This window comes from Nocardia aurantia (assembly GCF_009604425.1).
Classification (GTDB): Bacteria; Actinomycetota; Actinomycetes; order Mycobacteriales; family Mycobacteriaceae; genus Nocardia; species Nocardia aurantia.
Window position 1 is genome coordinate 1 of the sequence record NZ_WEGI01000011.1, and the last position, 21,504, is coordinate 21,504.

At 69.2% G+C, this 21,504-nt stretch carries 25 protein-coding genes; 13 read left to right on the forward strand and 12 right to left on the reverse strand.

Features of this window, described 5'->3' with window-relative positions; all coding sequences use genetic code 11:
* Positions 1–656: 656 nt before the first annotated feature.
* From NRB56_RS24270 to NRB56_RS24295, 6 genes are all read right to left on the reverse strand, one after another.
* The gene (locus NRB56_RS24270) at positions 657–1,349 is read right to left on the reverse strand and encodes a hypothetical protein (protein ID WP_153346084.1); all 693 of its coding nucleotides are present in this window, start codon (positions 1,347–1,349) and stop codon (positions 657–659) included.
* Positions 1,350–1,455: 106 nt separating this feature from the next.
* Entirely contained in the window at positions 1,456–2,052 is a 597-nt protein-coding gene (locus NRB56_RS24275) for an Rv1733c family protein (RefSeq protein WP_153346087.1), read from the reverse strand.
* Positions 2,053–2,300: 248 nt separating this feature from the next.
* Positions 2,301–2,759 (reverse strand): DUF3558 domain-containing protein, encoded by a 459-nt coding sequence (locus NRB56_RS24280; RefSeq protein WP_153346089.1) that lies wholly within the window; start codon positions 2,757–2,759, stop codon positions 2,301–2,303.
* An 88-nt stretch (positions 2,760–2,847) separates the two neighbouring features.
* Entirely contained in the window at positions 2,848–3,081 is a 234-nt protein-coding gene (locus tag NRB56_RS40220) for a DUF6374 family protein (RefSeq protein WP_153346091.1), read from the reverse strand.
* A gap of 59 nt (positions 3,082–3,140) precedes the next feature.
* Complete coding sequence (locus tag NRB56_RS24290; protein ID WP_194290969.1) at positions 3,141–3,743, reverse strand: TetR/AcrR family transcriptional regulator; 603 nt, start codon at positions 3,741–3,743, stop codon at positions 3,141–3,143.
* Between the two features lie 108 nt (positions 3,744–3,851).
* Positions 3,852–4,664 (reverse strand): IclR family transcriptional regulator, encoded by an 813-nt coding sequence (locus tag NRB56_RS24295; RefSeq protein ID WP_153346095.1) that lies wholly within the window; start codon positions 4,662–4,664, stop codon positions 3,852–3,854.
* Positions 4,665–4,792: 128 nt separating this feature from the next.
* On the opposite strand from NRB56_RS24295, the gene NRB56_RS24300 reads away from it, so the two are divergent.
* Positions 4,793–5,242: a MarR family winged helix-turn-helix transcriptional regulator gene (locus NRB56_RS24300; protein ID WP_319943467.1), complete on the forward strand. Its 450-nt coding sequence runs from the start codon at positions 4,793–4,795 to the stop codon at positions 5,240–5,242.
* Between the two features lie 10 nt (positions 5,243–5,252).
* On the forward strand, positions 5,253–6,950 hold the full coding sequence (locus tag NRB56_RS24305) for an MFS transporter (RefSeq protein WP_153346097.1): 1,698 nt from the start codon (positions 5,253–5,255) through the stop codon (positions 6,948–6,950).
* Between the two features lie 18 nt (positions 6,951–6,968).
* Here NRB56_RS24305 and NRB56_RS24310 read toward each other — a convergent pair whose 3' ends face one another.
* Positions 6,969–7,763: an SDR family NAD(P)-dependent oxidoreductase gene (locus NRB56_RS24310; RefSeq protein WP_153346099.1), complete on the reverse strand. Its 795-nt coding sequence runs from the start codon at positions 7,761–7,763 to the stop codon at positions 6,969–6,971.
* Positions 7,764–7,956: 193 nt separating this feature from the next.
* Here NRB56_RS24310 and NRB56_RS24315 point away from each other — a divergent pair, with 193 nt between their 5' ends.
* A complete protein-coding gene (locus NRB56_RS24315) occupies positions 7,957–8,538 on the forward strand; it encodes a TetR/AcrR family transcriptional regulator (RefSeq protein ID WP_319943468.1) in 582 nt (193 codons plus the stop codon).
* On the opposite strand, the gene NRB56_RS24320 is transcribed toward NRB56_RS24315, so the two are convergent.
* A complete protein-coding gene (locus tag NRB56_RS24320) occupies positions 8,514–9,545 on the reverse strand; it encodes an NlpC/P60 family protein (protein WP_194290970.1) in 1,032 nt (343 codons plus the stop codon). The two genes, NRB56_RS24315 and NRB56_RS24320, sit on opposite strands and share 25 nt — an antisense overlap.
* 283 nt (positions 9,546–9,828) lie before the next feature.
* Between NRB56_RS24320 and NRB56_RS24325 the strand changes: the two genes are divergently transcribed.
* Positions 9,829–10,587, forward strand: a complete 759-nt coding sequence (locus NRB56_RS24325) for an ESX secretion-associated protein EspG (protein ID WP_194290971.1) — start codon at positions 9,829–9,831, stop codon at positions 10,585–10,587.
* A 9-nt stretch (positions 10,588–10,596) separates the two neighbouring features.
* Here the strand turns inward: NRB56_RS24325 and NRB56_RS24330 are convergent, their stop codons facing one another.
* Positions 10,597–11,283 carry a TetR/AcrR family transcriptional regulator C-terminal domain-containing protein gene (locus tag NRB56_RS24330; protein ID WP_319943469.1) on the reverse strand — a complete coding sequence of 229 codons (687 nt, stop codon included), beginning with the start codon at positions 11,281–11,283 and terminating at the stop codon, positions 10,597–10,599.
* 25 nt (positions 11,284–11,308) lie between these two features.
* Positions 11,309–12,370: an NAD(P)H-dependent amine dehydrogenase family protein gene (locus NRB56_RS24335; RefSeq protein ID WP_153346105.1), complete on the reverse strand. Its 1,062-nt coding sequence runs from the start codon at positions 12,368–12,370 to the stop codon at positions 11,309–11,311.
* A gap of 195 nt (positions 12,371–12,565) precedes the next feature.
* On the opposite strand from NRB56_RS24335, the gene NRB56_RS24340 reads away from it, so the two are divergent.
* The 6 genes from NRB56_RS24340 (at position 12,566) to NRB56_RS24365 (ending at position 16,114) form a co-directional block, all read left to right on the forward strand.
* Positions 12,566–13,237: a hypothetical protein gene (locus NRB56_RS24340; protein ID WP_153346107.1), complete on the forward strand. Its 672-nt coding sequence runs from the start codon at positions 12,566–12,568 to the stop codon at positions 13,235–13,237.
* Between the two features lie 109 nt (positions 13,238–13,346).
* Positions 13,347–13,778, forward strand: coding sequence for an SRPBCC domain-containing protein (locus NRB56_RS24345; protein WP_153346109.1), 432 nt, complete (start codon positions 13,347–13,349; stop codon positions 13,776–13,778).
* Positions 13,768–14,124 (forward strand): ArsR/SmtB family transcription factor, encoded by a 357-nt coding sequence (locus NRB56_RS24350; RefSeq protein WP_153346111.1) that lies wholly within the window; start codon positions 13,768–13,770, stop codon positions 14,122–14,124. Before NRB56_RS24345 ends, NRB56_RS24350 begins: the two co-directional genes overlap by 11 nt.
* Positions 14,121–14,891 carry a DUF899 domain-containing protein gene (locus tag NRB56_RS24355; RefSeq protein WP_319943470.1) on the forward strand — a complete coding sequence of 257 codons (771 nt, stop codon included), beginning with the start codon at positions 14,121–14,123 and terminating at the stop codon, positions 14,889–14,891. Before NRB56_RS24350 ends, NRB56_RS24355 begins: the two co-directional genes overlap by 4 nt.
* Positions 14,892–15,242: 351 nt before the next feature.
* Positions 15,243–15,728, forward strand: coding sequence for a MarR family winged helix-turn-helix transcriptional regulator (locus NRB56_RS24360; protein WP_153346669.1), 486 nt, complete (start codon positions 15,243–15,245; stop codon positions 15,726–15,728).
* Between the two features lie 8 nt (positions 15,729–15,736).
* Positions 15,737–16,114 carry a DUF5313 family protein gene (locus tag NRB56_RS24365; protein WP_153346113.1) on the forward strand — a complete coding sequence of 126 codons (378 nt, stop codon included), beginning with the start codon at positions 15,737–15,739 and terminating at the stop codon, positions 16,112–16,114.
* 4 nt (positions 16,115–16,118) lie between these two features.
* Here NRB56_RS24365 and NRB56_RS24370 read toward each other — a convergent pair whose 3' ends face one another.
* Positions 16,119–17,096 carry an RNA polymerase subunit sigma-70 gene (locus NRB56_RS24370; protein ID WP_153346115.1) on the reverse strand — a complete coding sequence of 326 codons (978 nt, stop codon included), beginning with the start codon at positions 17,094–17,096 and terminating at the stop codon, positions 16,119–16,121.
* Between the two features lie 139 nt (positions 17,097–17,235).
* Between NRB56_RS24370 and NRB56_RS24375 the strand changes: the two genes are divergently transcribed.
* From NRB56_RS24375 to NRB56_RS24385, 3 genes are all read left to right on the forward strand, one after another.
* A complete protein-coding gene (locus tag NRB56_RS24375) occupies positions 17,236–17,820 on the forward strand; it encodes a dihydrofolate reductase family protein (RefSeq protein WP_153346117.1) in 585 nt (194 codons plus the stop codon).
* A gap of 90 nt (positions 17,821–17,910) precedes the next feature.
* Positions 17,911–18,321, forward strand: coding sequence for a VOC family protein (locus NRB56_RS24380; protein WP_153346119.1), 411 nt, complete (start codon positions 17,911–17,913; stop codon positions 18,319–18,321).
* Between the two features lie 144 nt (positions 18,322–18,465).
* The gene (locus tag NRB56_RS24385) at positions 18,466–20,856 is read left to right on the forward strand and encodes an ATP-binding cassette domain-containing protein (RefSeq protein WP_153346121.1); all 2,391 of its coding nucleotides are present in this window, start codon (positions 18,466–18,468) and stop codon (positions 20,854–20,856) included.
* Positions 20,857–20,936: 80 nt separating this feature from the next.
* On the opposite strand, the gene NRB56_RS24390 is transcribed toward NRB56_RS24385, so the two are convergent.
* Positions 20,937–21,497, reverse strand: a complete 561-nt coding sequence (locus NRB56_RS24390; protein ID WP_319943471.1) for a dihydrofolate reductase family protein — start codon at positions 21,495–21,497, stop codon at positions 20,937–20,939.
* Between the last annotated feature and the right edge of the window lie 7 nt (positions 21,498–21,504).

Here is a 21,504-nt window from a genome sequence, read left to right on the forward strand (position 1 = left end):
CTCCACCAGTACCGGCGGCTGGCCGTCCGCTGGGAACGCCGCACAGACATCCACGAAGGCTTCCTCAACCTCGGCGCCTCCCTCATCTGCTGGCGACGACTCAGCAATCGAACCCGATAGGAGCTCTTAGGCTACTCACCCATGGCCTGGATCCGGCTGTGATCCCCTGTACCGCGGAGGCCGGACCATGGCAAGCAACCCCGACGAGGGCGGGTCGCCTTGTACTCGTCAGCTATATCGGTGATCGGTCTGTCATGGCGTTGGGCGGCGTCAAGACGGGTAGAACGCAGGCGAGTACCTGTCCGTTGCCTCTTTCTACCGGATGTCGCAGAAGCCGAGAATGCCACCGCCGACGATGGCCTGCCACTGCGGCCCAAACCCGCACGCATCCTCCGTCCCCGGCGACCCAATGACACCAAGAGGAAATCGACATGTGCAACCGTCTCCAAGTCCAGGCGCTCGCGCGACCAGAAGACCGGTAGCGAGCTGAACTCGGCGTCCGTCCTGACCAGGGGCCTACGTCATATACGTTGTTTTCGGAAGTCACTACCTCACCCCCCTCCGGGGCATTCGGCCCTGAATTCTTGACACCACGGGAGAAGTCGCTCGATAAAAGTCGTTGTGGAGGGAAGTGCCGGCCCAGTGAGCTGGTCCGCTCAGCGCGGCGGTGCGGGTGCGTCCGTGATCTGCTGGCACTCGACCTGGATGGCGGCGAGGCCGACGGGGGAGCCGCCGGTGTAGGCGGAGATGTCGGTGTAGAGCTTCGCGTAGGCCGGGTCTTCGTTCCCGGCGATCGAGGCGTCGGTGGCGGCGCCGCTGTTCCGGATCGCGGTGCGGGGGTCGGCGGGGGTGGGGCGGAGGGCGGCGTCGATCTCGTTGCAGGCCTGGACAGCTCGGTCGTGGGCCGCGGACGCGGTCGAGGACTTCGGCGCGGTGGCGACGGCGATCACGAAGAGGAGCAGCACCAGGAGGACCAGGGTGTAGGCGCCGATCCGGACGAATTTCGGTAGGGCCTTGAAGGATTGCCACGCGGATCGGCGTTGCGGTGGGGTCCAGGGCGGGGGCAGGACGGGGCGGTTGGGTTCCAGATGTGCCGCGCAGCCTTCGCATTTCGCCGATCGGGGCGTGTTCTCCCGGCCGCAGCTGTCGCAGGTGATCGGGGCGGCGTCGGCCTGGGCCCGGAGGTAGGCGACGTGTTGCCGGTATTGCTGCTGCCGGACCGCCATGGCCTGGTGGTATTGCTGTTGCCGCAGCCCCGCGGCCTGGGCGGCCGCGAGTTGGGCCTGTGCCCGCATCGCCTCGGTGGCCGCCAGTTGATACTGCCGCTGGTATCTCTTCTGCCGATTCACTGCGCTCCCCCGCGTGGGCCACCGGTCGTGGTGGCAGCGTACCGCCTCGGCGGTCCGTCGTACGGTGAAATGCGCAGCGCCCCAATCCGTTATCGGCACCGGCTCCTCACGGCGCGGGGAGGTTCCAGCGCCGGTCGCTCGCCAGCAGTTGCCATTCCCGGCTCCAGAGCCGGTAACGGTGCCGGTTGATCAGATGGTCGGCGCCCCAGAGCGTCAGCGTCAATGCCAGGACGACGGCGCCGTAGGCGAAGAGGGCGGTCAGCACGGCGTCCCCGAGGTTCTGCGATCGGGTCGACGGCGGTGTGACGCGATCCCCGTCGGCGTTCACCAGGATCGGGATCGGATCGTTGAGGTGCCTGGCCGACTGCACCGGGACGATCCCGGTGTGCGGGACGTCGTTGTAGCTCCAATGTGCCGATGCGACAAGGTTTTCGGGGCTCAGGAGCGAGGAGCCGACGTCGGTGACGGCGACGACCTCGTGCAGGCCCGCGCGTTCGCGGTCGGCGTTCGCGGTGAGGCGGTGGTACTGGTTCGTGCCCACCGTCACCGCGGCGGGTATCGCGGCCACGGCGATGATCAGCAGGAGTACGCGCAGTGCGTACCGGATGCGGTAACCGGCCGGCATGAGCGGGTTGCGCCAGGCCCGGACGGTCCGCCGCGGACTCGGGAACATGGTGAACCTGTTGCGCTTCGCTGATGTCATCTCGGAGTCCTGTCACAGTCGACCCGCTGGCGGCCGGGTACGTCGTCTCTGTCGAGCAGTGCCGAGCGCCGGCGCTCGGCAGGGCGCAACGTCGCACCCGAGTGGTCGACCGTCACCGGCGGGGATCACGCGCGAGACCCGCGGCCGCGTCGCGGTCGATGTGGCGATACCCGGTCGCCGCAGATCCAAGCGACACGATTACGTCACAGCGGGCCCGGCTCCGAGTGACCGGGCCCGCGTCGGAATCGCTACAGCGAGGGGGCGAACTTGCTCGCGGCGTTGATGGTCTGGCCGCAGATGTCGCCGTAGGAGTCGAGCCGGACCTCGAAGGGACGGTCGGCGGTCTTCACGACGACGATGCAGCTGTTGGGCAGGCCCGGGCCGTCGACCCGCACGGCCTGGTGGCCGGCGAGGGGGTCGATCGGGGTGGCGTGAATGTTGCCGCTGGTGCCGACATTGATCTCGTCCTCCCAGGACTTGCCGTCGGACAGCAGCGTCATCCGGTTGCCCTGTTCGTTGAGGAAGACGCAGCCGCTCGAGGTGGCGGTGGTGGCCAGATCCTCGCGGCTGGCCGGGTCGTAGCCGGCGGCCTGGACGGCATCGTTGTCGGCGCAGGGCTGATAGGCGGGGCTCTGGGCGGCCGCGATCGGCACGGCGGCCCACAGCGCGGTCGCGGACAGGATGCTCACCAGGCACACGGATTTCATCAGGTTCCATTCGTTGTCGGGGCGGACACCGCCGTGTCCGCCGACAACATACTGGTATGCCGACGGCGGGCTCAACAGTTACGTGAGCTCAACGCAACCGATAGCGCAGGAATCCGGCGTGCTTGTGGCCGCCGCCGGAGTACCGGACGGGCGATGCCGTGGTGTGGTCGGCGATCAGCCGCAGCCCCGTGGCCAGGGTGCCCGCGAGGTGCTCGAGTGCGTCGGGCGTGAGGTGCTTCGAGAAGGCCGCGGCCTCGACGAGTTGCCGTCTCACCTGGTCTATCTGCTGATATGCGTCGGGTATCCGCGCCGGTTCTGACACGATCCGGAACAGTACCTCGAGTCGAACAAATTTTCGATAGCTGGTCGGCGGAGGACAGTTCACTCGTCGCCGGCGTACGCGGCGAGGATCAGTTGCGCGGCCAGGCGTACGTCGGCCTCGGCTTCGGCGGGGGCGATCTTGTGGCTGAGCCAGGACACCAGCACGCCCCACCAGCTGTAGGTGAGCAGGCGGATGACACCGAGGTCGACCTCGTCGGGTGCGCGGCCGAGCGTCTCGATCACGGCCCGCACCAACGCCAGTCGCGGTGTCACGCCCTCGTCGCCGCTGACGTATCCGGCCGCGACGGCCTGCATCATGGCCCCGCACAGCCGTGGGGTGCGCAACAATTCGCGACTGAGCGCCACCAGATTCTCGCCGACGTCCGCGACCGGATCGCCGGTGGGCGACGACCATTCGGCGCCCACGAAGGCGCTGATGCGCTGCTCGAAAACCGCTGAGAACAAATGGGATTTGGACGGGAAGTACCGGTACAGCGTGCCGATCGCGACCCCGGCCCGCTTGGCGACGTCCAGCATCTGCACGCGGTCGTAGTCCGCGCCGGCGCCGAGGGCGGCGGCCGCGTCGAGAATGCGCTCGCGCCGCTGCACCTGCTGTCGCGAGACGGGCGCGGCGGGCGGGCGGGTTTCGGCGATTCGGGCCACTGCGCGAGTCCTTTTCGTCCGATGCGGCCGGGCTCGGCCACGGTCGTGCGTTCCGGCCGTGCGGAACGACAGTACCGCTGCCGCCGCGAGCGGCCCGCCGATGGTGGATCAGGATGCGACCGAGGGCCGTTCGGCGGGCCGGCGGGATTCGACGTACAGGGCGTCGGCCACGGTGCGCGCCGCCTCCGCCACCAGCGGCGCGACCCGTTCCAGCGCGGCGTCGGCGGTCCCGACCACCGACAGCGCGCCGACCGGCCCATCGGTGTTGCGGACCGCCATGCTCACGCAGCCGATCCCCGGAAAGCATTCGCCCCGTTCGAAAGTCAGCCCGTGCGCGCCCCGGATCCGGTTCAATTCCCGGTGCAGGACACCGAATTCGCCGATGCTGCGGGGCGTGCAGCGCAGCAGCATCCCGCGCAGCTGTGCCTCCACCCGTTCCGGCGGCACCCAGGCGAGCATCGCCTTGCCCAGCGCGGTGCAGTGCGCCGGCACCCGGCCGCCGACCCGCGAGGGCACGTCGACCGCCGACCGACCGCCCACCTTGTCCAGGTAGTAGATGTCGGGCCCGTCCAGCACGGCCAGGTGCACCACGAGTTCGGTGCGCAGCGCGAGGTCCTGCAGGACCGGCGCGGCCGCGACCCGCAGTGTGCTGTGCCCGATCTCGCGCCCCCCGAGCCCGAGCGCCCGGCTGCCGAGCCGATAACCGATATCGGTGCGATCCAGCCACCGCAACCGCACCAACTGTTCGAGGATCCGGTACGCGGTCGAGCGTGGCAGCCCGGTACTGCGGCACACCTGCTCCAGCGTGCGCCGGGTGTGCGGCCGCTCGAACAGATCCATGATCAGCGTGATCCGCTCGATCATCGACGGCGGCAGTGCCACCGCCGGCGATCCGGCATCGCCCGTCAGCATCGAGGTCATGCCACCACCTCACGAGAAGACTGAAATCAATTCTATTTTCACGCTAGCAGCGCCGGACCCGTCCGCCAAGGGGGTAGATCGTTACCCAGGGTAGTTATCGCGAGTTTATTAATCTAATGTAAGTACCCGTGGTAACGAGTGGGTCCGGGGCGGATGCCGGTGCGACCGCGGTGCGGTTGCGGCTGGCGGTCGGCCGGATCGCGCGTAAGTTGCGGCAGGCCAAGGCCGGTGCGAGTGGTTTGGCGCTGTCCGAGATGTCCGTGCTCGCCAGGCTGGATCGGGAGGGCGCGAGCTCTCCCACCGTGCTGGCGGCCGCGGAAGGGGTTCGGCCGCAGGCCATGGCGGTGACCCTGGCCGCGCTGGAGGAGCGCGGCCTGATCACCCGGCGGCCGGACCTGTCCGACGGCCGTCGGGCCGTGGTGTCGATCGAACCCGCCGGGCGCGGGCTGATCGCCGATCGGCGTTCGGAGTCGGCGCGGTATCTGGCCGACGCCATCGAGAGTGAATTCAGCGCGGCCGAACGGCAAGTCCTCGAAGCGGCGATGCCGCTGCTGGATCGGCTCGCGGAACGATTGTGACGGTGAGCAGATGCAGATCGTGGATGAGAAGGTCGCCGGTCGCCCGACCGGCGACCGGTACAAATGGGTGGCGTTGTCGAATACCACGCTGGGCGTGCTGATCGCGACGATCGACTCGTCGATCGTCATCATCGCCCTGCCATCGATCTTCCGGGGGATCGGCCTGGATCCGCTGGCGCCGGGCAACATCGGCTATCTGATGTGGATGATGCTCGGCTACCTGCTGGTGTCGGCGGTGCTGGTGGTCGTGCTCGGCCGGCTCGGTGACATGTTCGGCCGAGTTCGCATGTACAACATGGGATTCAGCATCTTCGCGCTGGCTTCGCTGGCGCTGTCGGTGGATCCGTTCACCGGCGGGCACGGCGCGATGTGGCTGATCGGTTTCCGGATCGTGCAGGCCTTCGGCGGCGCGATGCTGACCGCGAATTCGGCGGCCATCCTCACCGACGCCTTCCCGGCCAGGCAGCGCGGTATGGCGTTGGGTATCAACCAGATCACCGCGCTGGCCGGGCAGTTCCTCGGGCTGCTGCTCGGTGGTGTGCTGGCGGCCGTCGACTGGCGGGCGGTGTTCTGGGTGAGCGTGCCCATCGGGGTGATCGGCACGGTGTGGTCGTATCGCAGCCTGCGGGAGATCGGCGAGCGCCGGCCCGGCCGGATCGACTGGATCGGCAACGCCACCTTCACCGCCGGAACCAGTGCGCTGCTGATCGGGATCACCTACGGCATCCAGCCGCACGGTGGCCATTCGACCGGCTGGACCAACCCGTACGTGCTCGCCGCCCTGATCGGCGGCGTGGCGATGCTGGGTGTCTTCTGTTTCGCCGAGACCCGGGTCGCCGAGCCGATGTTCCGGCTGGCGCTGTTCCGGGTGCGCGCGTTCGCCGCGGGAAACCTTGCGGCCCTGCTGACCTCGATCGCGCGCGGCAGCCTGCAGTTCATGCTGATCATGTGGTTGCAGGGCATCTGGCTCCCGCTGCACGGTTACGAGTACGAGGACACCCCGTTGTGGGCCGGAATCTTCATGCTGCCCTTGACGTTCGGATTCCTGTTCGGCGGGCCGATCTCCGGTTATCTGTCGGATCGCTTCGGCGCGCGGCTGTTCGCCACCACCGGATTGCTGCTGGTGTCGGCGGCCTTCCTCGGATTGCTCGCGCTCCCGGTCGATTTCCCCTATTGGGCCTTCGCGGCGGTACTGCTGCTGGCCGGGCTGGGGCACGGAATGTTCGCCGCGCCCAACACTTCCGCGATCATGGGCAGCGTCGCGCCCGAATATCGCGGTGTCGCTTCGGGTATGCGCGCGACCTTCCAGAACTCCGGGACCGCGATGTCGATCGGCCTCGCGTTCTCGCTGATGATCACCGGCCTGGCCGGCACCTTGCCCGGCACCCTGTCCGCGGGGCTGCGCGACCACGGCGTGCCCGCCGGCACCGCCGCGGACGTCGCCGCGCTACCGCCGGTCAGCACACTGTTCTCCACATTCCTGGGCAGCAATCCGATCGCGCATCTGCTCGGCTCCACCGGTGTGCTGCACACGCTGCCCGCCGCCGATGCCGACACCCTCACCGGCAAGCGGTTCTTCCCGGCGCTGGTGTCGGGACCGTTCCATCATGGCCTGTTGATCGTGTTCGGCGCGTCCGCGATCATGACGCTGATCGCCGCGCTGGCCTCGGTGCTGCGTGGCGCGCCGCAGGTCGCCGCGCGCGACTGATCCGAGAGCCGTTGCCGCTCAGCAGAAGTCGGAGCCTCCGTCGACGTTGATGTCGGCTCCGGTCATGTAGGTGTTGCGCCGGGAGGCGGTGAACGCGATCACCGCGCCGATCTCGGCGGGATCGCCCGCGCGCGGCAGATGCGCGGGATGGCCGAAGTTCTCGGCTATTCCGCGCATGATCGCGCGCAGATCGGTCGGATCGATACCGGCGCCGCGGGCCCAGCGTTGCAGCCCCTCGGAGGCGAAACTGCCGGGAGAGACCGTATTGACCAGGATTTCGTCCTTCGCCAGGGTCAGCGAGAGGTTCTTGGTGATGCTCGTGACCATCGCCTTGGCGGCCGTGTAGGCGATCAGCGACTCGGTCTGCCGTTTCGTCGAATGGGCCGAGATGTTCACGATCCGTGCCCATTCCGCGCGCCGCAGTAGCGGCAGCGCCGCCCGCACACACCGGACCATGCCGAGCACCCCGAGATCGATCGCGGCCAGCCAGTCCTCGTCGGTGAGATCCTCGAAGCCGCCGCCGGTGTGCGGTCCGGCGGCATTGACCAGGATGTTGAGTTCGCCCCAGCGCTCGCGCACGGTGTCGAAGGCCGCGATCACCTCCTCGGGACGGGTCAGGTCGGCGCGCAACGCGACCGCGTCCGCCGCGCCGAGTTCGAGCAGCCGGGTGACCGTCTTGTCGAGTGTGGCCGGAGTGCGGGCCAGTACGGCCACCTTCGCGCCGTCCGCCGCGAAGCATTCCGCCGCGGCGAGCCCCATACCCTGGGTGCCGCCTTGCACGACCGCCGTCGCGCCCGCCAGTCCGAGATCCATCCCGGCCCCTCCGTACGAAAGTGAACGAAACCGTATCGTATCATTGCGGATTCGGCATACCGCGGGAACGCAATCGGGGACAATGGTGAAGGTCACGCCGTCGCGGCCGGGTGGGCGGCAAACGGTCGCCTACAATAAACGACACTGTTTCGTTTCTCCACCGTTTCGGCCGATTCCACCGGAAGGAGTGCCCGTGCCGCGTCCGCTCGCTTCGGAGGAATTGATTCTGCGTGCGACGATCGACATTCTGGCCGAGCACGGTATCGACGGTCTCGCGGTGGACACGGTCGCCGCGACCGCCGGGGTGAGCAAGGCCACGATCTACCGCCGGTGGGGTTCGCGAGCGCAGTTGGTGCACGCGGCGATCACCTCGCTGCAGCGCCCGCTGGTGGATCCGGACACCGGGTCGATGCGCGACGATCTGCTGACGTTGTTGCGGCAGTTGGCTTCCTACGTGTCCAGGCGCGACAGTGGACGGGTGTTCGCCTCCTTCGTCGACGCGGCGGCCCGGGAGCCGGAACTCGAAGTGCTGCGGAAGAAGTCGATGGCCGACGCGCGCGACATGTACGAGCGGGTGCTGCGCCGCGGTATCGACCGGGGCGAATTACCGGCCGCGGCCGAAACCGATCTCATGATCGATCTGCTGATGGCGCCGGTGATCTATCGCGCGCATTTCGAACGGAAATCGGTGCGCGGCGGTTACGCCGATTCCGTGGTGGACATGGTCCTCGCCGCCTCCCGCGCCGCGGATCAACTCGCCCAGCGCGAGGCGTGAAAATTCGCCGGTAGTGCGACCACGTGGACGTTCTGGCCCGCGGTCGGCGCCTCGACGCACTGCCCGTCGCCGACGTAGAGCATGACGTGCGTCGGATATCCGCCGTTGAATTGCGCGGCCGGGAAAATGAGATCGCCCGGCTGGATGGAATCGGTCTCGATCCGGTCGAGTTGCCGATACTGGTCTGCGGCGGTGCGCGGGATGTCGACCCCCGCGGCGTCGGCGGCGTAGTGCGTGAGGCCGGAACAATCGAAGGAATTCGGTCCCATCGACCCGTACACGTACGGCTTCCCGACCTCGGTGAGCGCCGCCTGCACCGCCTTTCCGGCGGGAGTGCCGTCCGGATCCGGCGGACCGTCGGCCGGCGGCGCGGCGGGTTCCGGTGCGGGAGCGTCGTTCCGGTCGGACCGGCCGTGCCGGAACTCGTCGGCGAGCTTGTCGATGGCCGCCGCGGCCTGATCCATCGCGGCGCTGGATCCGGTCACCAGATCCTGGGCGCCCCGCAGCGCCGTGCCGAGCGTGTCCTGCATCTGCTGTCGCCCGGCCGGGGTGTCGGCGGTGACCCCCAATCCGGTCAGCCGATCGGTAAGATCCCGGGCCAGCGTGTCCATGGCGGTCCGGCCGGTGTTGCTGTGATCGGCGAGACCGTCGAGCTGATTCGTCAGGCGATTGTCGATGTCCCCGTAGGCCGTCGCGGTATCGCTGTGCCCGGCCTGGGTAGCGGCCAGCGCCGCGGGTGCGCCGCCTGCCCCCGGCTCGATGCCGGTGACCCGGATATCCGGCGCCACCGGGGTTTCCGCCCCCGGGGGAACCGCCGCGGCGCCGCTGCCGTAGGTGGCGGCCAACTGTTGCAGGGTATCCGGCACCGCGGACAGCGGATTGTCCGGATTGCCGCCGGTGAGGCCGCGCAACACCGCGCCCACCACGGGCAACATGGCCGCGATCGGATTCGCCGGGTTACTCGGATCCGGTTGCGGCAGCGCCGGATCCTCGCCATTCTCTGACACCGAACGACCGCCTGTCGAACCATCCGAAACCGGAAAACCGGTCTCCATGATATCGGTCCATGATCGACGCACGACTCCCGAGCGTGGGAACAGGTGCTGGGTTTTCCTGTGCCGCAGCGGTTCCGGCGCGTCGACGGTCGGCCGCCGCCGCAGCGGTGAGTCCTCGGCTCGAGATCCTCGGCCCATCGGGTGGGACCGATTGTCGTGTTATCCTCCGGGGACAGGCATCCGGCCCCGCTTCCGCGGATGCCGTGTTCGTCGAGGGGGTGTTGTGCGGTGGTCGGTGAATCCTCGTAGCTCCTGGAATTTCACGCCGGACGAGTTCGCCTGGGTCTGGGAAGCGGAGACCGGCGCGGACGCGGTGCCGTTCCCGATCAGCATCCTCGAAACACCCTCCACCACAGCCGAATACGCGCGATACCGCGCCGAGGTGAGCGTCCGGTACCCCCGGCACGGCGATCCGGATCTCACGGGGCCGTTGCGTGCGCTGGCCGACCCCGACCTGCGGATCGTGTCCTGGGGACGGTTCCACCACTCCGACGTGCGGTTGCGCGCCCTCGGCGCCGCGTCCGGGGACCTCGGTGTCGTGCTGTCCCAGAAACCCGGTACCGCGGCGGATTCCGGGGGAGATCTCCGCCTGGTCGTCACCCGCCCCGGGCACCTCGGCGGACATCTCGCCGCGACCCTGCCGCCGGTCGCCGCCGGTGCGGCGGGGTCCATGACCGCTCCCACGCCCCGGGTACGCGGCGAGGGGCCGGCCGGTTCGTGGCTGCGCGACGATATGGCGCAACGCTCCGTCGAGGAACGCGTGCGCGCGCTGCTGCGCGCACCGCGCTCGGCGGAGGGCTATCTGCGCATCGAACGCGGCCCGCGCGAACAGCTCCGTCCGGCAGCGCATCTCACCTGGTTCGATGTGGAGCTCGACACCCGGGCGGGCGGGCGTTATCTGGTCGACGTCGACGACTCCGAGACGGTCGTCACCGCGGTCTCGGCCGAGGAACTGGCGGCCCAGATCACGCGGCGCGCCGAGAGCGGCGGCTGACCCGGCGGCTCAGGGCAGTTGCCGCTCCAGACCCGCGACGATCACCTCCACGTCGAAGCGGAACTGCTCGTCCGGCCGGACCGGCGCCCGGCGCCCGGCGGCCAGTCGCCGCAACAGCGGAAACTGTTCCGGCGGTGCGGTTTCCAATGCGTTCAGGACGTTCTCCGCCTGCGGATCGACGCGGCCCGCGGCGACCGTCATCGCCTCGCGGGCGGCGGCGTGGGCGACGGCGGACACCAGGGTGATCGCCCGCCCGGCATCGTCGACATCGAAGCCGGCCGCGGTCAGCGACTCGACGATCCGCTCGACCACCCGCAGGGCCGCCGTATCGGTCACGCCGTCGAACCGCACATAGGAGATCAGCACGCCGACCCGGGTGAACGCCTCCTTCGTCGCGGTCGCGTAGGAGCGCAGCACCTGCCGCCAGTCGGCGTGCGCCGGCAGGTCGACGCGGCCGATCTCGGATTCGAAGGCGTCCAGCGCGACCAGTTCGAGCAGGCCCTCCCGGTCGCAGACGTAATAGTTGAGCGCCTTGCGGTCGACACCGAGCGAATCGGCGACGGCTTGCATGGTGAGCTTCTCCGGCGCCAGCTCGCGCGCGGCCGCGACGATGCGGTCCCGGTTGATCTTGCTGGGCCGGCCCCGGCCGCGGGCACCCGCGGGCGCCTCCCGGCCGGGTGGATATCCACTGCTCACCCGCTCAGCCTACAAACGGCCCGGATCAGCGCTGCCGCAGGATTCCGCGCGGCAGCGGCAGCGGCAGATCGGCATAGGTCGCGATGCCCGGCGCGGCGGCGACCACCGCCGGGATGGCGTGGATGGGCGGCATCGCGGTCAGGATGTGGCCGAGCACCATGAAGTCGGCGATGGTCTGGGCCTGGAAGTCCGGCGGCGGGAGGAATCCGACGCTGGTGGTCACCGTCGGGCGGCCGTCGATGGTGATCTTCCAGCCGTCGCCGTCGAGCTTCCAATCCGGTTCCAGCGTCTGGCCCTTGCGCCAGCGGAAGTTGAGATCGATCACGACCTCGTCGCCGACCAGGCCCTGCCAGCTGATGAACGACCCTGCGACGCAACCCTTTCCGATCGTCCACGAGCCGAGATCGAGATCCTCGGTGGTCTGGGCGAATTCGGCGACGCAACGGATATCGTCCAGTTCGACGCCGAGCGCGTCGGCCAGCAGGCGCACCGCCTCGGCGAACACCACGGTGCCCTTGGCCGCCGCCTCCTGCAGACCCGGGTCGTCGATCGGCCGGCCGAAGCCGACCGGCTTCTCGGTCTCCGGGGAGTCGTAGAAGGTGGTGTCGGCCGATTCGGCGATGGTGACCTTGTCCACCCGGTCGCAGGCGTTCGCCGAGACGATCGCCAGCAACTGGGCGAAACCCGGGCTACTGCCGGAGCCGAACAGGGTCGACCCGCCGAGCCGGCAGGCCTCCTGGAGCCGCTCCCGGTCGTCGCCCAGGTTGTGGCCGGTGATGAAGGCGGCGGTCGCCACGACGTTCGCGCCCGAGGACAGGATGCGGACCAGTTCATCCACGTTGAACCACATCGGGTTGTAGACGACGCAATCCGGCTTCAGCGCCAGCAGGGCGTCGACATCGTCGGTGGCGGTTACTCCCACCGAATCGATTCCGGCCAGCTCGCCGGCGTCGCGGCCGACCTTGTCGGCCGACCAGGCGAAGCAGCCGACCAGTTCGATATCCCGGTGCGCGGCCAGCGCCTGTACGGAACTCTTGCCGACATTGCCGGTCGTCCACTGGACGACGCGATAGGGGGTCGATGGCATCGATAACCTCGTTCACTTGCGGTCCGGCGGTGCTGCGGTGCTCGCCGGTTCGGCTTCCTGCTTACACCCGCCGCGCGGTCGCGCGAGGGCGTTTCGGGAAATTTTTCCCGCCAGGTGAATAATCGACGCGGGACATCGTTCCCGCCGCCGGGGCCGTCGCGGCATCCTGTCGGTGACCACCGCTAATCTGCGGGGATGGTCAGACCGGAGCCGGCGCTGCGCCGCGTACTACGCGAGTTGGAGAAACTGCTGCAGTCGTACGGATTTCACGGCGCCGAGCCCACCTGGGTCCGGCTGGAGCCGGAGGGGCTGGCCATGGTCGGCAGGACTCGTACGTTCCGCACCTGGACCGGCGGGCAGCAGGTGCTCGAGTTCGGCCTGAGCCTCGGCGCCACCCCGGCCGCCTGGTGGGCGTACTGCAACCGGCGCAACGAGAAACGCGGCCTGCCACCCGTTCCGCCGGAGTCGGCCACCGGCCCCGGCCTGCTCACCGACCACGGCCTGCCCGCGGATCTGACCGGCCTGTGGTCGGTGCGGCTGGACCCGGACCAGCCCGGCGGCCATGTGCTGCAGGCCGATATCGATGCCGTCCGCGCCGACCTGCCCCGCCGGGTGCACGCCTACGCCCGCCGCGCCCTGCGCCTGCTCGAACCCGGCCGCTATCTCGATGAACTGCTCGCCGTTCCCGACCCCCGGGCCGGCGAGTGGGAGGCCATCGCGATCCTGCTCGCCGACCGCGGCCCCGGTCCCGAGCTGGACGACGCCTTCGACCACGTGCGCCACCACTTCGGCGCGGCCGACGCCGCCTACGCCGAAGACGTGATCGCTTACGCCCGCGCCCGGGCCGCCACCGTTCTCGCCCGCTGACGACAGGCGGTGCGGTCCACCGTGATTCGGCCCGCTCGCACTCCGTTGACGCAACCTGTCGGTTGCAATACTATTGCAACCGGCAGGTTGCTACTCAATGGAGGTTCTCATGGGATTCCCGGATCGGATCGAGCGGACCGTGGAGCTGGCGCATGCGCCGGCGCGGGTGTGGCGGGCGCTGACCACGGCGGAGGGGCTGGGGACGTGGTTCGGGGACGAGGCGGAGATCGACCTGCGGCCCGGCGGCCCGGCCCGGCTGGCGTGGAAGGAGGGGTTCGCGGTGCGGATGCGCGTGGAGCGTGTCGAGGAGCCGCGGGTATTCGGATACACCTGGCAGATCATGGGTTTGGCGGAGGACGATCCGCGCCGGACCTATGTCGAGTTCACGCTCGAACCGGTGGCGGCCGGGACCAGGCTGACGGTGGTGGAGTCCGGATTCGCGCAGTTGCCCGACGAGGTGTACGAGAAGGCGCACGAGTCCAATACGCAGGGGTGGGGGAACGAACTCGGCAAGCTGGCCGCGCATCTCGATGCGGCCTGATTCCGAGGCGATCGCCGAACAGGTCTTCGTTGCCCTGGCCGATCCCAGCCGGCGGGCGATCCTCGCCGCGCTGGCTGCCGAAGGGCCTTCCACCGCAACGGATCTGGCGGCCCGACTGCCCATCTCCCGGCAGGCGATCACCAAACATCTGACCTTGTTGTCGGAGGCCGGTCTGGTGATCGCGGAACCGGGGGAGCGGCGGCGGGTGCGGTATCGGGTGCATTCCGCGCCCATGCAAGTGGCACAGCAGTTCCTGGCCGCGCTGGCGCGCGACTGGGACGGTCCGCTCGGGGCGTTGCGAGATCATCTCGACCGGGCGGCAACGGCAGAGGAGGAACGACCGTGAAGATTCCGGACATCGTCGATCGGGCCGAGTGGGAGGCGGCGCGGCTGCGCCTGCTCGACCGGGAGAAGGAGATGACCCGCGCCCGTGACGCATTGGCGGCCGAGCGCCGGCGGATGCCGTGGCTGCCGATCGAGCAGCCGTACGTGTTCGAGGGGCCGGCGGGCGCCGCGAGCCTGCTCGACCTGTTCCAGGGGCGGCGGCAGCTGATCCTCTACCGGGCCTTCTTCGAACCGGGTGTGTTCGGGTGGCCCGAGCATCCGTGCCGCGGCTGCTCGATGATCGCCGATCAGGTGGCCCATCTCGCGCACCTCAACGCGCGCGACACGACGCTCGTCTTCGCCTCGCGCGCACCGCAATCGGATATCGCGCGGGTGAAGGACCGGATGGGCTGGACGATGCCGTGGTACACCCTCACCGACGGGTTCGACGCCGACTTCGGGGTCGACGAATGGCACGGCACCAATGCCTTCATCCGGGACGAGAAGACCGTCTACCGTACGTATTTCGTCAACAGCCGCGGTGACGAGATGATGGGCGGCACCTGGGACTACCTCGACATCACCGCCCTCGGGCGGCAGGAGTCGTGGGAGGACTCGCCCGCGGGGTATCCGCAGACGCCGCCGTACGAATGGTGGAACTGGCACGACGAGTACACCGGCGGCGAAACGGCCGCGCCGGGCTGGCTGGCGCAGATCGGCGGCGCCGCCGACACCGGCATCACGCTGCGCGCGGAGCCGGCGGGCTGCTGCGCGCATCCGGTGAACTGAGCTGCGCCCGAACGAGTCCGCCGGTTACCTCCGCCAGGGCCGGCGCCTCGTCGATCTCACGCAGCGCCGCGCCGACGTGCTCGCGGTCGTTCCACTGATCGCCGACAGGCGGTGAGCGAGTCGGCGCTGCGGGACACCCACGCCCGGATGGTGGCGATCCGGGCCGGCGGCAGGTGGCTGCCGATCGCGTAGCCGCCGGCTGGGTGGTCCACACCTCGCCGCGCTGGATCCAGCCGGACCGGCGCCGAGCAGGTCGGCGCCGGGGCAAGCCGGGCGACCGCTCGTGTGGGCGCTAACTGTTTGCGCACTAACTATTAGTGCGGTATGTTGGCCATGACGACGGGAGGTGCGATGGAGCTCGGCGATCCGCTGCGGCTGGAGAAGCAGGTGTGCTTCGCGCTGGCGGTGGCCAACCGGTCGGTGCTGGCGGTCTACCGGCCGCTGCTGGAGCCCATGGGGCTGACCCATCCGCAGTACCTGGTCATGCTGGCCCTGTGGGGTGAGGCGCCCATGTCGGTCAAGGCCATCGCCGAGGCCGTCCAGCTCGATTCGCCGACGCTGTCGCCGCTGCTGAAGCGGCTCGAGTCCGCCGGCTACATCACCCGCCGGCGCGATCCGCGCGACGAGCGCACCCTGCTCATCGATCTCACCGGCGACGGCCGCGCGCTGCGGCGGCAGGCCGAGCGGATCCCGCCCGCGGTGGTCGAGCGGCTGGGGGTGAGCCTGGCGGACCTCGAGGAACTGCGCACGGTCCTCACCCGGGTCAACCAGGCCGCGCTCCGTTCGGCCGGGCGTGAACACGCTGTGCCCGTGGATCTTCCGGTCTCGGAGAACTAGGAGTGGAGATGACTGGTCACCGCCCGAACCCGATACAGCGGGTGCGCTACATCTTCGGGGCGACACTGCCGCCGTCGATGTCGGACTGGGTACTGCGGGACCTGACCGGCCCCGGCGCCGGCCGCCGGTACATGCTGCGATTCATGGTGCCGATCCTGCCGGTGCTGTGCCTGTTCCTCCTGGTACCCGGCCCACTGTGGATCGGCCTCGCGATGATGGCACTGCTGTACGTGCCGCTGATCTACTTCACGATCGCGCTCATGTACGTGTACCGGCGTCATCGGCTGATCGCGCACGGTCTGGACCCCGAACTCGCCGACGCCGGCGAACGCGAACGGGCCGCGGCCGAACGAGCCGCCTACGAATCCCGGCACGGCCGAGGCTGATTCGTCACCGCTGCGGCAGTGATCGGGGCAGTCCGAACCACGGCAGCACCGTGTTCTCGAACCGGGCCATCCCGCTGATCCGATCACCGGACAGCGTGAGCACATAGAGCCCGGTGCCGTGCCGGACCCCGGTCGCGCCGCGCAGGTAGGTGCCGAACGCGGACTGACCGTTGGCACGGGTCGGCACGAGGTCGAATCGCCTGCCGCCGTTCAGGATCGCGCCGCAGAACCGCTCGGCCGCCGCTCGGCCCTCGTATTCCAGCGGCATCGGCGGCATCGAGATGAAGACGTCGTCGGTCAGCAACGCCAACAGCGCCGCGAGATCGGCGGATTCCCATGCCCGAGTGAACTTCTCGGCGATCGCGTGCTCCGCGGGGGAGTCGGCGGGCGGGGGATCGGACGCACGCAGCCTCCGTTTCAGCCCGGTGCGAGCGCGTTTGAGCGCGCTGTTGACGGATTCCACACTGGCGTCGAGCATTTCGGCCACCTCGCCGGCCCGGAAGTCGAGCACGTCGCGCAGGATCAGGACCGCGACCTGCCGCGGCGGCAGCACCTGCAGTGCGGTCACGAACGCCAGCGAAACCGCCTCGTGCTGTTCGTATCCGGTCTCCGGGCCCGCGAGCAGCGCGTCGGGAAACGGTTCCAGCCAGACGATGTCGCCGAGCCCGGTCGGCTCGGGTGGCTCGATGTGCGGGATGTCCCACTGCTTGGCCGGGCGCCGGCTCGCGGCGCGGCGCGCGTTGAGGCACCGGTTGGTGGCGATCCGGTAGAGCCAGGTGCGCAGCGAGGCTCGTCCCTCGAATCCGTCCAGCGCCTGCCACGCGGCCAGCAGCGTGTCCTGCAACGCGTCCTCGGCATCCTGGAAGGAGCCGAGCATGCGATAGCAGTGCACCTGCAGTTCCCGCCGGAACGGCTCGGTCAGCTGCCGGAACGCCTCGCCGTCGCCGGCCCGGGCCCGCGGCAGCAACTCACCGGTCACCATCCTGTGTCACCTCTTCCTGTTCGGACTACTGATATACGGACACCGGCCGGACCGCGAATCGGTCGGTCGCGCGCCGACCATTTTCCGGGCCCGCCGGTTTCTGCCTTGTCGTAGGACCACAACCACGAAGGAGATCGGCATGGGAAAGATCATCGTCAGCGAGAACGTCACCCTCGACGGGGTGGTGCAGGATCCGACCGGTGAGGAAGGCTTCGCGCTCGGTGGCTGGTTCACCCACTTCACCGGCGCGGACCGGGAGGAATGGTCCGCGATCGAGTACGCGGAGGCGCGCGACGCCGCGGCGCTGCTGCTGGGTCGCCGCACCTACGAATGGTTCGCCGCCCGGTGGGCGGCGAGGCCGGGCGACTGGGCGGACCGGCTGCGCGAACTGCCGAAGTACGTCGTGGCCTCCGCGGCCCTGGACGGGCCCGACTGGAATCACGTGGAGGTGGTGAAAGGTGAAGTGGTGGAGGAGGTTTCGGATATGAGGCGGCGGATCGACGGGGAGATCGTGGTCTACGGCAGCCGGGAGCTGGTGCAGGCGCTGCTGGCGCACGACCTCGTCGACGAACTGCGGCTGACCACCTTCCCGTACCTGCTCGGAGCGGGTGAGCGCTGGTTCGACCGGATCGGGCCCGCGACCCGGCCGCTGCGGCTCGTCGCGACCCGCGCGATCGGGCACACCCTCGCCCTGCACACCTACCGGCCGGAGCGGGACGCCTGACCGGGGCCGGCCGTGCCCCGCCGCGGGCACGGCCGAACCGATCAGGAATCGAGAAGCGCAGGCCGGGCGGCCGCGCCTAGCGTCGTCGGCATGGACATCACCATTCACTCGACCTTCCTCCCGCACGAGGACCCGAAGGCCACGCTGGCCTTCTATCGCGATCTGCTCGGTTTCGAGGTGCGCAACGACGTCGGCTACAACGGCATGCACTGGATCACCGTGGGCCCGGCCGGTCAGCCCGGCACCGCGATCGTGCTGTATCCGCCGGCCGCCGATCCCGGCGTCACCGAGGCCGAGCGCGGCACCATCACCGAGATGATGGCGAAGGGCACCTACGGTCGCATCACCCTCGCGGTGCCCGACCTCGACGCCACCTTCGACGCCCTGCAGGCCGGCGGCGCCGATGTGGTGCAGGAGCCCACCGACCAGCCGTACGGGGTGCGCGACGCGGCGTTCCGCGATCCGGCGGGCAATCTGATCCGGATCAACGAGGTCAACTGAGTCGACGGCCGTGACCTGCGCGGACACCTTCCGGCGGCAGAATGTGTCCGGGTCACGGCCTAGGGTGGGCCCGATGGATCGAGCCGGAGTGCCGCCGCAGGGGCCGCGAGCGGCCCCCCGCCCGAGCAGACAGATGGAGAGATGATGAGCACGGCCACCAAGGGGAACACCGCGTCGCCCGAGTCCCACCTCGCCGACAGCCACGACCTCATCCGCGTCCACGGCGCGCGGGTGAACAACCTCGCGGATGTCAGCATCGAGATCCCGAAGCGGCGGCTGACGGTGTTCACCGGGGTGTCCGGCTCGGGTAAGAGCTCCCTGGTGTTCGGCACCATCGCCGCGGAGTCGCAGCGGCTGATCAACGAGACGTACAGCGCCTTCGTGCAGGGTTTCATGCCGACGCTGGCCCGGCCCGATGTGGACGTGCTCGAGGGGCTGACCACGGCCATCATCGTCGACCAGCAGCGCATGGGCGCCGATCCGCGCTCCACGGTCGGCACCGCCACCGACGCCAACGCGATGCTGCGAATTCTGTTCAGCCGCTTGGGGAAACCGCACATCGGCTCGTCGCAGGCGTTCTCCTTCAACGTCGCCTCCATCAGCGGGGCCGGCGCGGTCACGGTGGAGAAGCACGGCGAGAAGGTCAGGGAGCGCCGTAGTTTCAGCATCACCGGCGGCATGTGCCCGCGCTGCGAGGGCCGCGGTTCGGTCACCGACATCGACCTCGCCCAGCTCTACGACGATTCGAAGTCGTTGAACGAGGGCGCGATCACCGTGCCCGGCTACACCGCCGGCGGCTGGAATCTGCGGCTGTACCGCGAGTCGGGTTTCGTCGATCCGGACAAGCCGATCCGCAAGTACACCAAGAAGGAACTGCACGACTTCCTGCGGCACGAGCCGACCCGGATGAAGATCGCGGGGATCAACATGACGTACGAGGGGTTGATCCCGCGGATCGAGCGGTCGATGCTCGCCAAGGACAAGGAAGGCATGCAGCCGCACATCCGGGCCTTCGTGGAGCGCGCGGTCACCTTCACCACCTGCCCCGACTGCGACGGCACCCGGCTGAGCGAGGCGGCGCGGTCCTCGAAGATCGAGGGCATCAGCATCGCCGACGCGTGCGCGATGCAGATCAGCGATCTGGCCGCCTGGGTGCGCGGGCTCGACGAGCCGTCGGTGGCGCCGCTGCTGACGACGCTGCGCGGCACGCTCGACTCGTTCGTCGAGATCGGGCTGGGCTACCTGTCGCTGGACCGGCCCGCGGGCACGTTGTCCGGCGGTGAGGCGCAGCGGGTCAAGATGGTCGGCCATCTCGGGTCCTCGCTCACCGATGTCACCTATGTGTTCGACGAGCCCACCACCGGGCTGCACCCGCACGACATCCAGCGGATGAACGAACTGCTGCTCCGCTTGCGGGACAAGGGAAATACGGTGCTGGTCGTCGAGCACAAGCCGGAGACCATCGTGATCGCCGACCACATCGTCGATCTCGGTCCCGGCGCGGGCAGCGCGGGTGGCACGGTGTGCTTCGAGGGCACCGTCGACGGGCTGCGCGGCAGCGGCACCATCACCGGCAGACATTTCGACGACCGCGCGGCGCTGAAGCCGAAGGTGCGCAAGGGCAAGGGCGCGTTGGAGATTCGCGGCGCCACCACCCACAATCTGCGCGCGGTGGACGTCGACATCCCGCTCGGCGTGCTGTGCGTGGTGACGGGTGTGGCGGGTTCGGGCAAGAGTTCGCTGGTGCACGGCTCGGTGCCCGGCGGCGCGGGCGTGGTGTCGGTGGACCAGAGCCCCATCCGCGGTTCGCGGCGCAGCAATCCCGCCACCTACACCGGGCTGCTGGAACCGATCCGCAAGGCGTTCGCCAAGGCCAACGGCGTGAAACCCGCTCTGTTCAGCGCCAATTCGGAGGGCGCATGCCCGACCTGCAACGGCGCGGGGGTCATCTACACCGATCTGGCGATGATGGCCGGGGTGGCGACCATGTGTGAGGAGTGCGAGGGCAAGCGGTTCCAGGCCGCGGTGCTCGACTACCACTTCGGCGGGCGCGACATCAGCGAGGTGCTCGCGATGTCGGTGGACGAGGCGGCCGGATTCTTCGGCGCCGGCGAGGCGCGCCTGCCCGCCGCGCACGCGATCGTGGCGCGGCTCGCCGATGTCGGGCTCGGCTACCTGCGGCTGGGTCAGCCGCTGACCACGCTGTCCGGCGGTGAGCGGCAGCGCCTGAAACTCGCCACCCACATGGGCGACAAGGGCGGCGTCTACGTCCTGGACGAGCCGACCACCGGCCTGCACCTCGCCGATGTCGAACAGTTGCTGGGCCTGCTGGACCGGCTGGTCGACTCCGGCAAGTCGGTGATCGTGGTCGAACATCATCAGGCGGTCATGGCGCACGCCGACTGGATCATCGATCTCGGGCCCGGCGCCGGTCACGACGGCGGCCGGATCGTGTTCGAGGGCACCCCCGCCGATCTGGTCGCGGCCCGCTCGACCCTGACCGGCGAACATCTGGCGGCCTACGTCGGCGCCTGAGCGGGGCCGCCTGCCCATGGAACCGATGCTCCCGGAACGAGTCCGATATCCGCGGCGTCAGTGCGATCGGATCGGCCGGCTCAGGAGCGCACTCGATAGTGCAGGTGCACGACGCCAGAGTCGAAGCGCCGCTCCGACAACAGTTCCAGGCTGATCGAGACGCCCTCGGGCAGTGCCCGTTTGCCGCCGCCGACCAGGATCGGGCCGAGGAACAGGTGGATCTCGTCGACCAGGTTCGCGGCGAGGGCCCGGCGGGCGAGATCGGCCCCACCCACGCTGAGGTCGCGGTCGGCGGACTGCTTCAGCCCGGTGATCGCGCGCGGGTCGAAAGTGGGCTCGAGCCGGGTCCTTTCGGTCGAAACCGATTGCAGCGTACGGGAATACACGATCTTGTCGGCCTGCCGCCAGATCCGGGTGAACTCGGTCTCCAGGGCGGGACGGTCGGCGCCGGTGGGAGCGGTCTCCCAGTAGCGCATTGTCTCGTACATCCGGCGGCCGTACAGGTAGGTGCCGATCGGGCGCTCGATCTCGTTGACGGCGGCGAGCACCTCGTCGTCCGGTGCGGCCCAGTCGAATTCGCCCTGCGCGTCCTCGATGTAGCCGTCCAGTGAGGCGATCGCCGAATAGATCAGTCCGGCCACTGTGCCT

Excerpts from the sequence above, each read along its gene's own strand:
- NRB56_RS24370 (WP_153346115.1), bottom strand. The coding sequence starts at position 17,096 with ATGGTGACCGGTGAGTTGCTGCCGCGGGCCCGGGCCGGCGACGGCGAG.
- NRB56_RS24280 (WP_153346089.1), bottom strand. The coding sequence starts at position 2,759 with ATGAAATCCGTGTGCCTGGTGAGCATCCTGTCCGCGACCGCGCTGTGG.
- NRB56_RS24385 (WP_153346121.1), top strand. The coding sequence starts at position 18,466 with ATGAGCACGGCCACCAAGGGGAACACCGCGTCGCCCGAGTCCCACCTC.
- NRB56_RS24350 (WP_153346111.1), top strand. The coding sequence starts at position 13,768 with ATGCGGCCTGATTCCGAGGCGATCGCCGAACAGGTCTTCGTTGCCCTG.
- NRB56_RS24310 (WP_153346099.1), bottom strand. The coding sequence starts at position 7,763 with ATGGATCTCGGACTGGCGGGCGCGACGGCGGTCGTGCAAGGCGGCACC.
- NRB56_RS24340 (WP_153346107.1), top strand. The coding sequence starts at position 12,566 with ATGGTCAGACCGGAGCCGGCGCTGCGCCGCGTACTACGCGAGTTGGAG.
- NRB56_RS24375 (WP_153346117.1), top strand. The coding sequence starts at position 17,236 with ATGGGAAAGATCATCGTCAGCGAGAACGTCACCCTCGACGGGGTGGTG.
- NRB56_RS24295 (WP_153346095.1), bottom strand. The coding sequence starts at position 4,664 with ATGACCTCGATGCTGACGGGCGATGCCGGATCGCCGGCGGTGGCACTG.
- NRB56_RS24275 (WP_153346087.1), bottom strand. The coding sequence starts at position 2,052 with ATGACATCAGCGAAGCGCAACAGGTTCACCATGTTCCCGAGTCCGCGG.
- NRB56_RS24360 (WP_153346669.1), top strand. The coding sequence starts at position 15,243 with ATGGAGCTCGGCGATCCGCTGCGGCTGGAGAAGCAGGTGTGCTTCGCG.
- NRB56_RS24305 (WP_153346097.1), top strand. The coding sequence starts at position 5,253 with ATGCAGATCGTGGATGAGAAGGTCGCCGGTCGCCCGACCGGCGACCGG.
- NRB56_RS24380 (WP_153346119.1), top strand. The coding sequence starts at position 17,911 with ATGGACATCACCATTCACTCGACCTTCCTCCCGCACGAGGACCCGAAG.
- NRB56_RS24365 (WP_153346113.1), top strand. The coding sequence starts at position 15,737 with ATGACTGGTCACCGCCCGAACCCGATACAGCGGGTGCGCTACATCTTC.
- NRB56_RS24345 (WP_153346109.1), top strand. The coding sequence starts at position 13,347 with ATGGGATTCCCGGATCGGATCGAGCGGACCGTGGAGCTGGCGCATGCG.
- NRB56_RS24335 (WP_153346105.1), bottom strand. The coding sequence starts at position 12,370 with ATGCCATCGACCCCCTATCGCGTCGTCCAGTGGACGACCGGCAATGTC.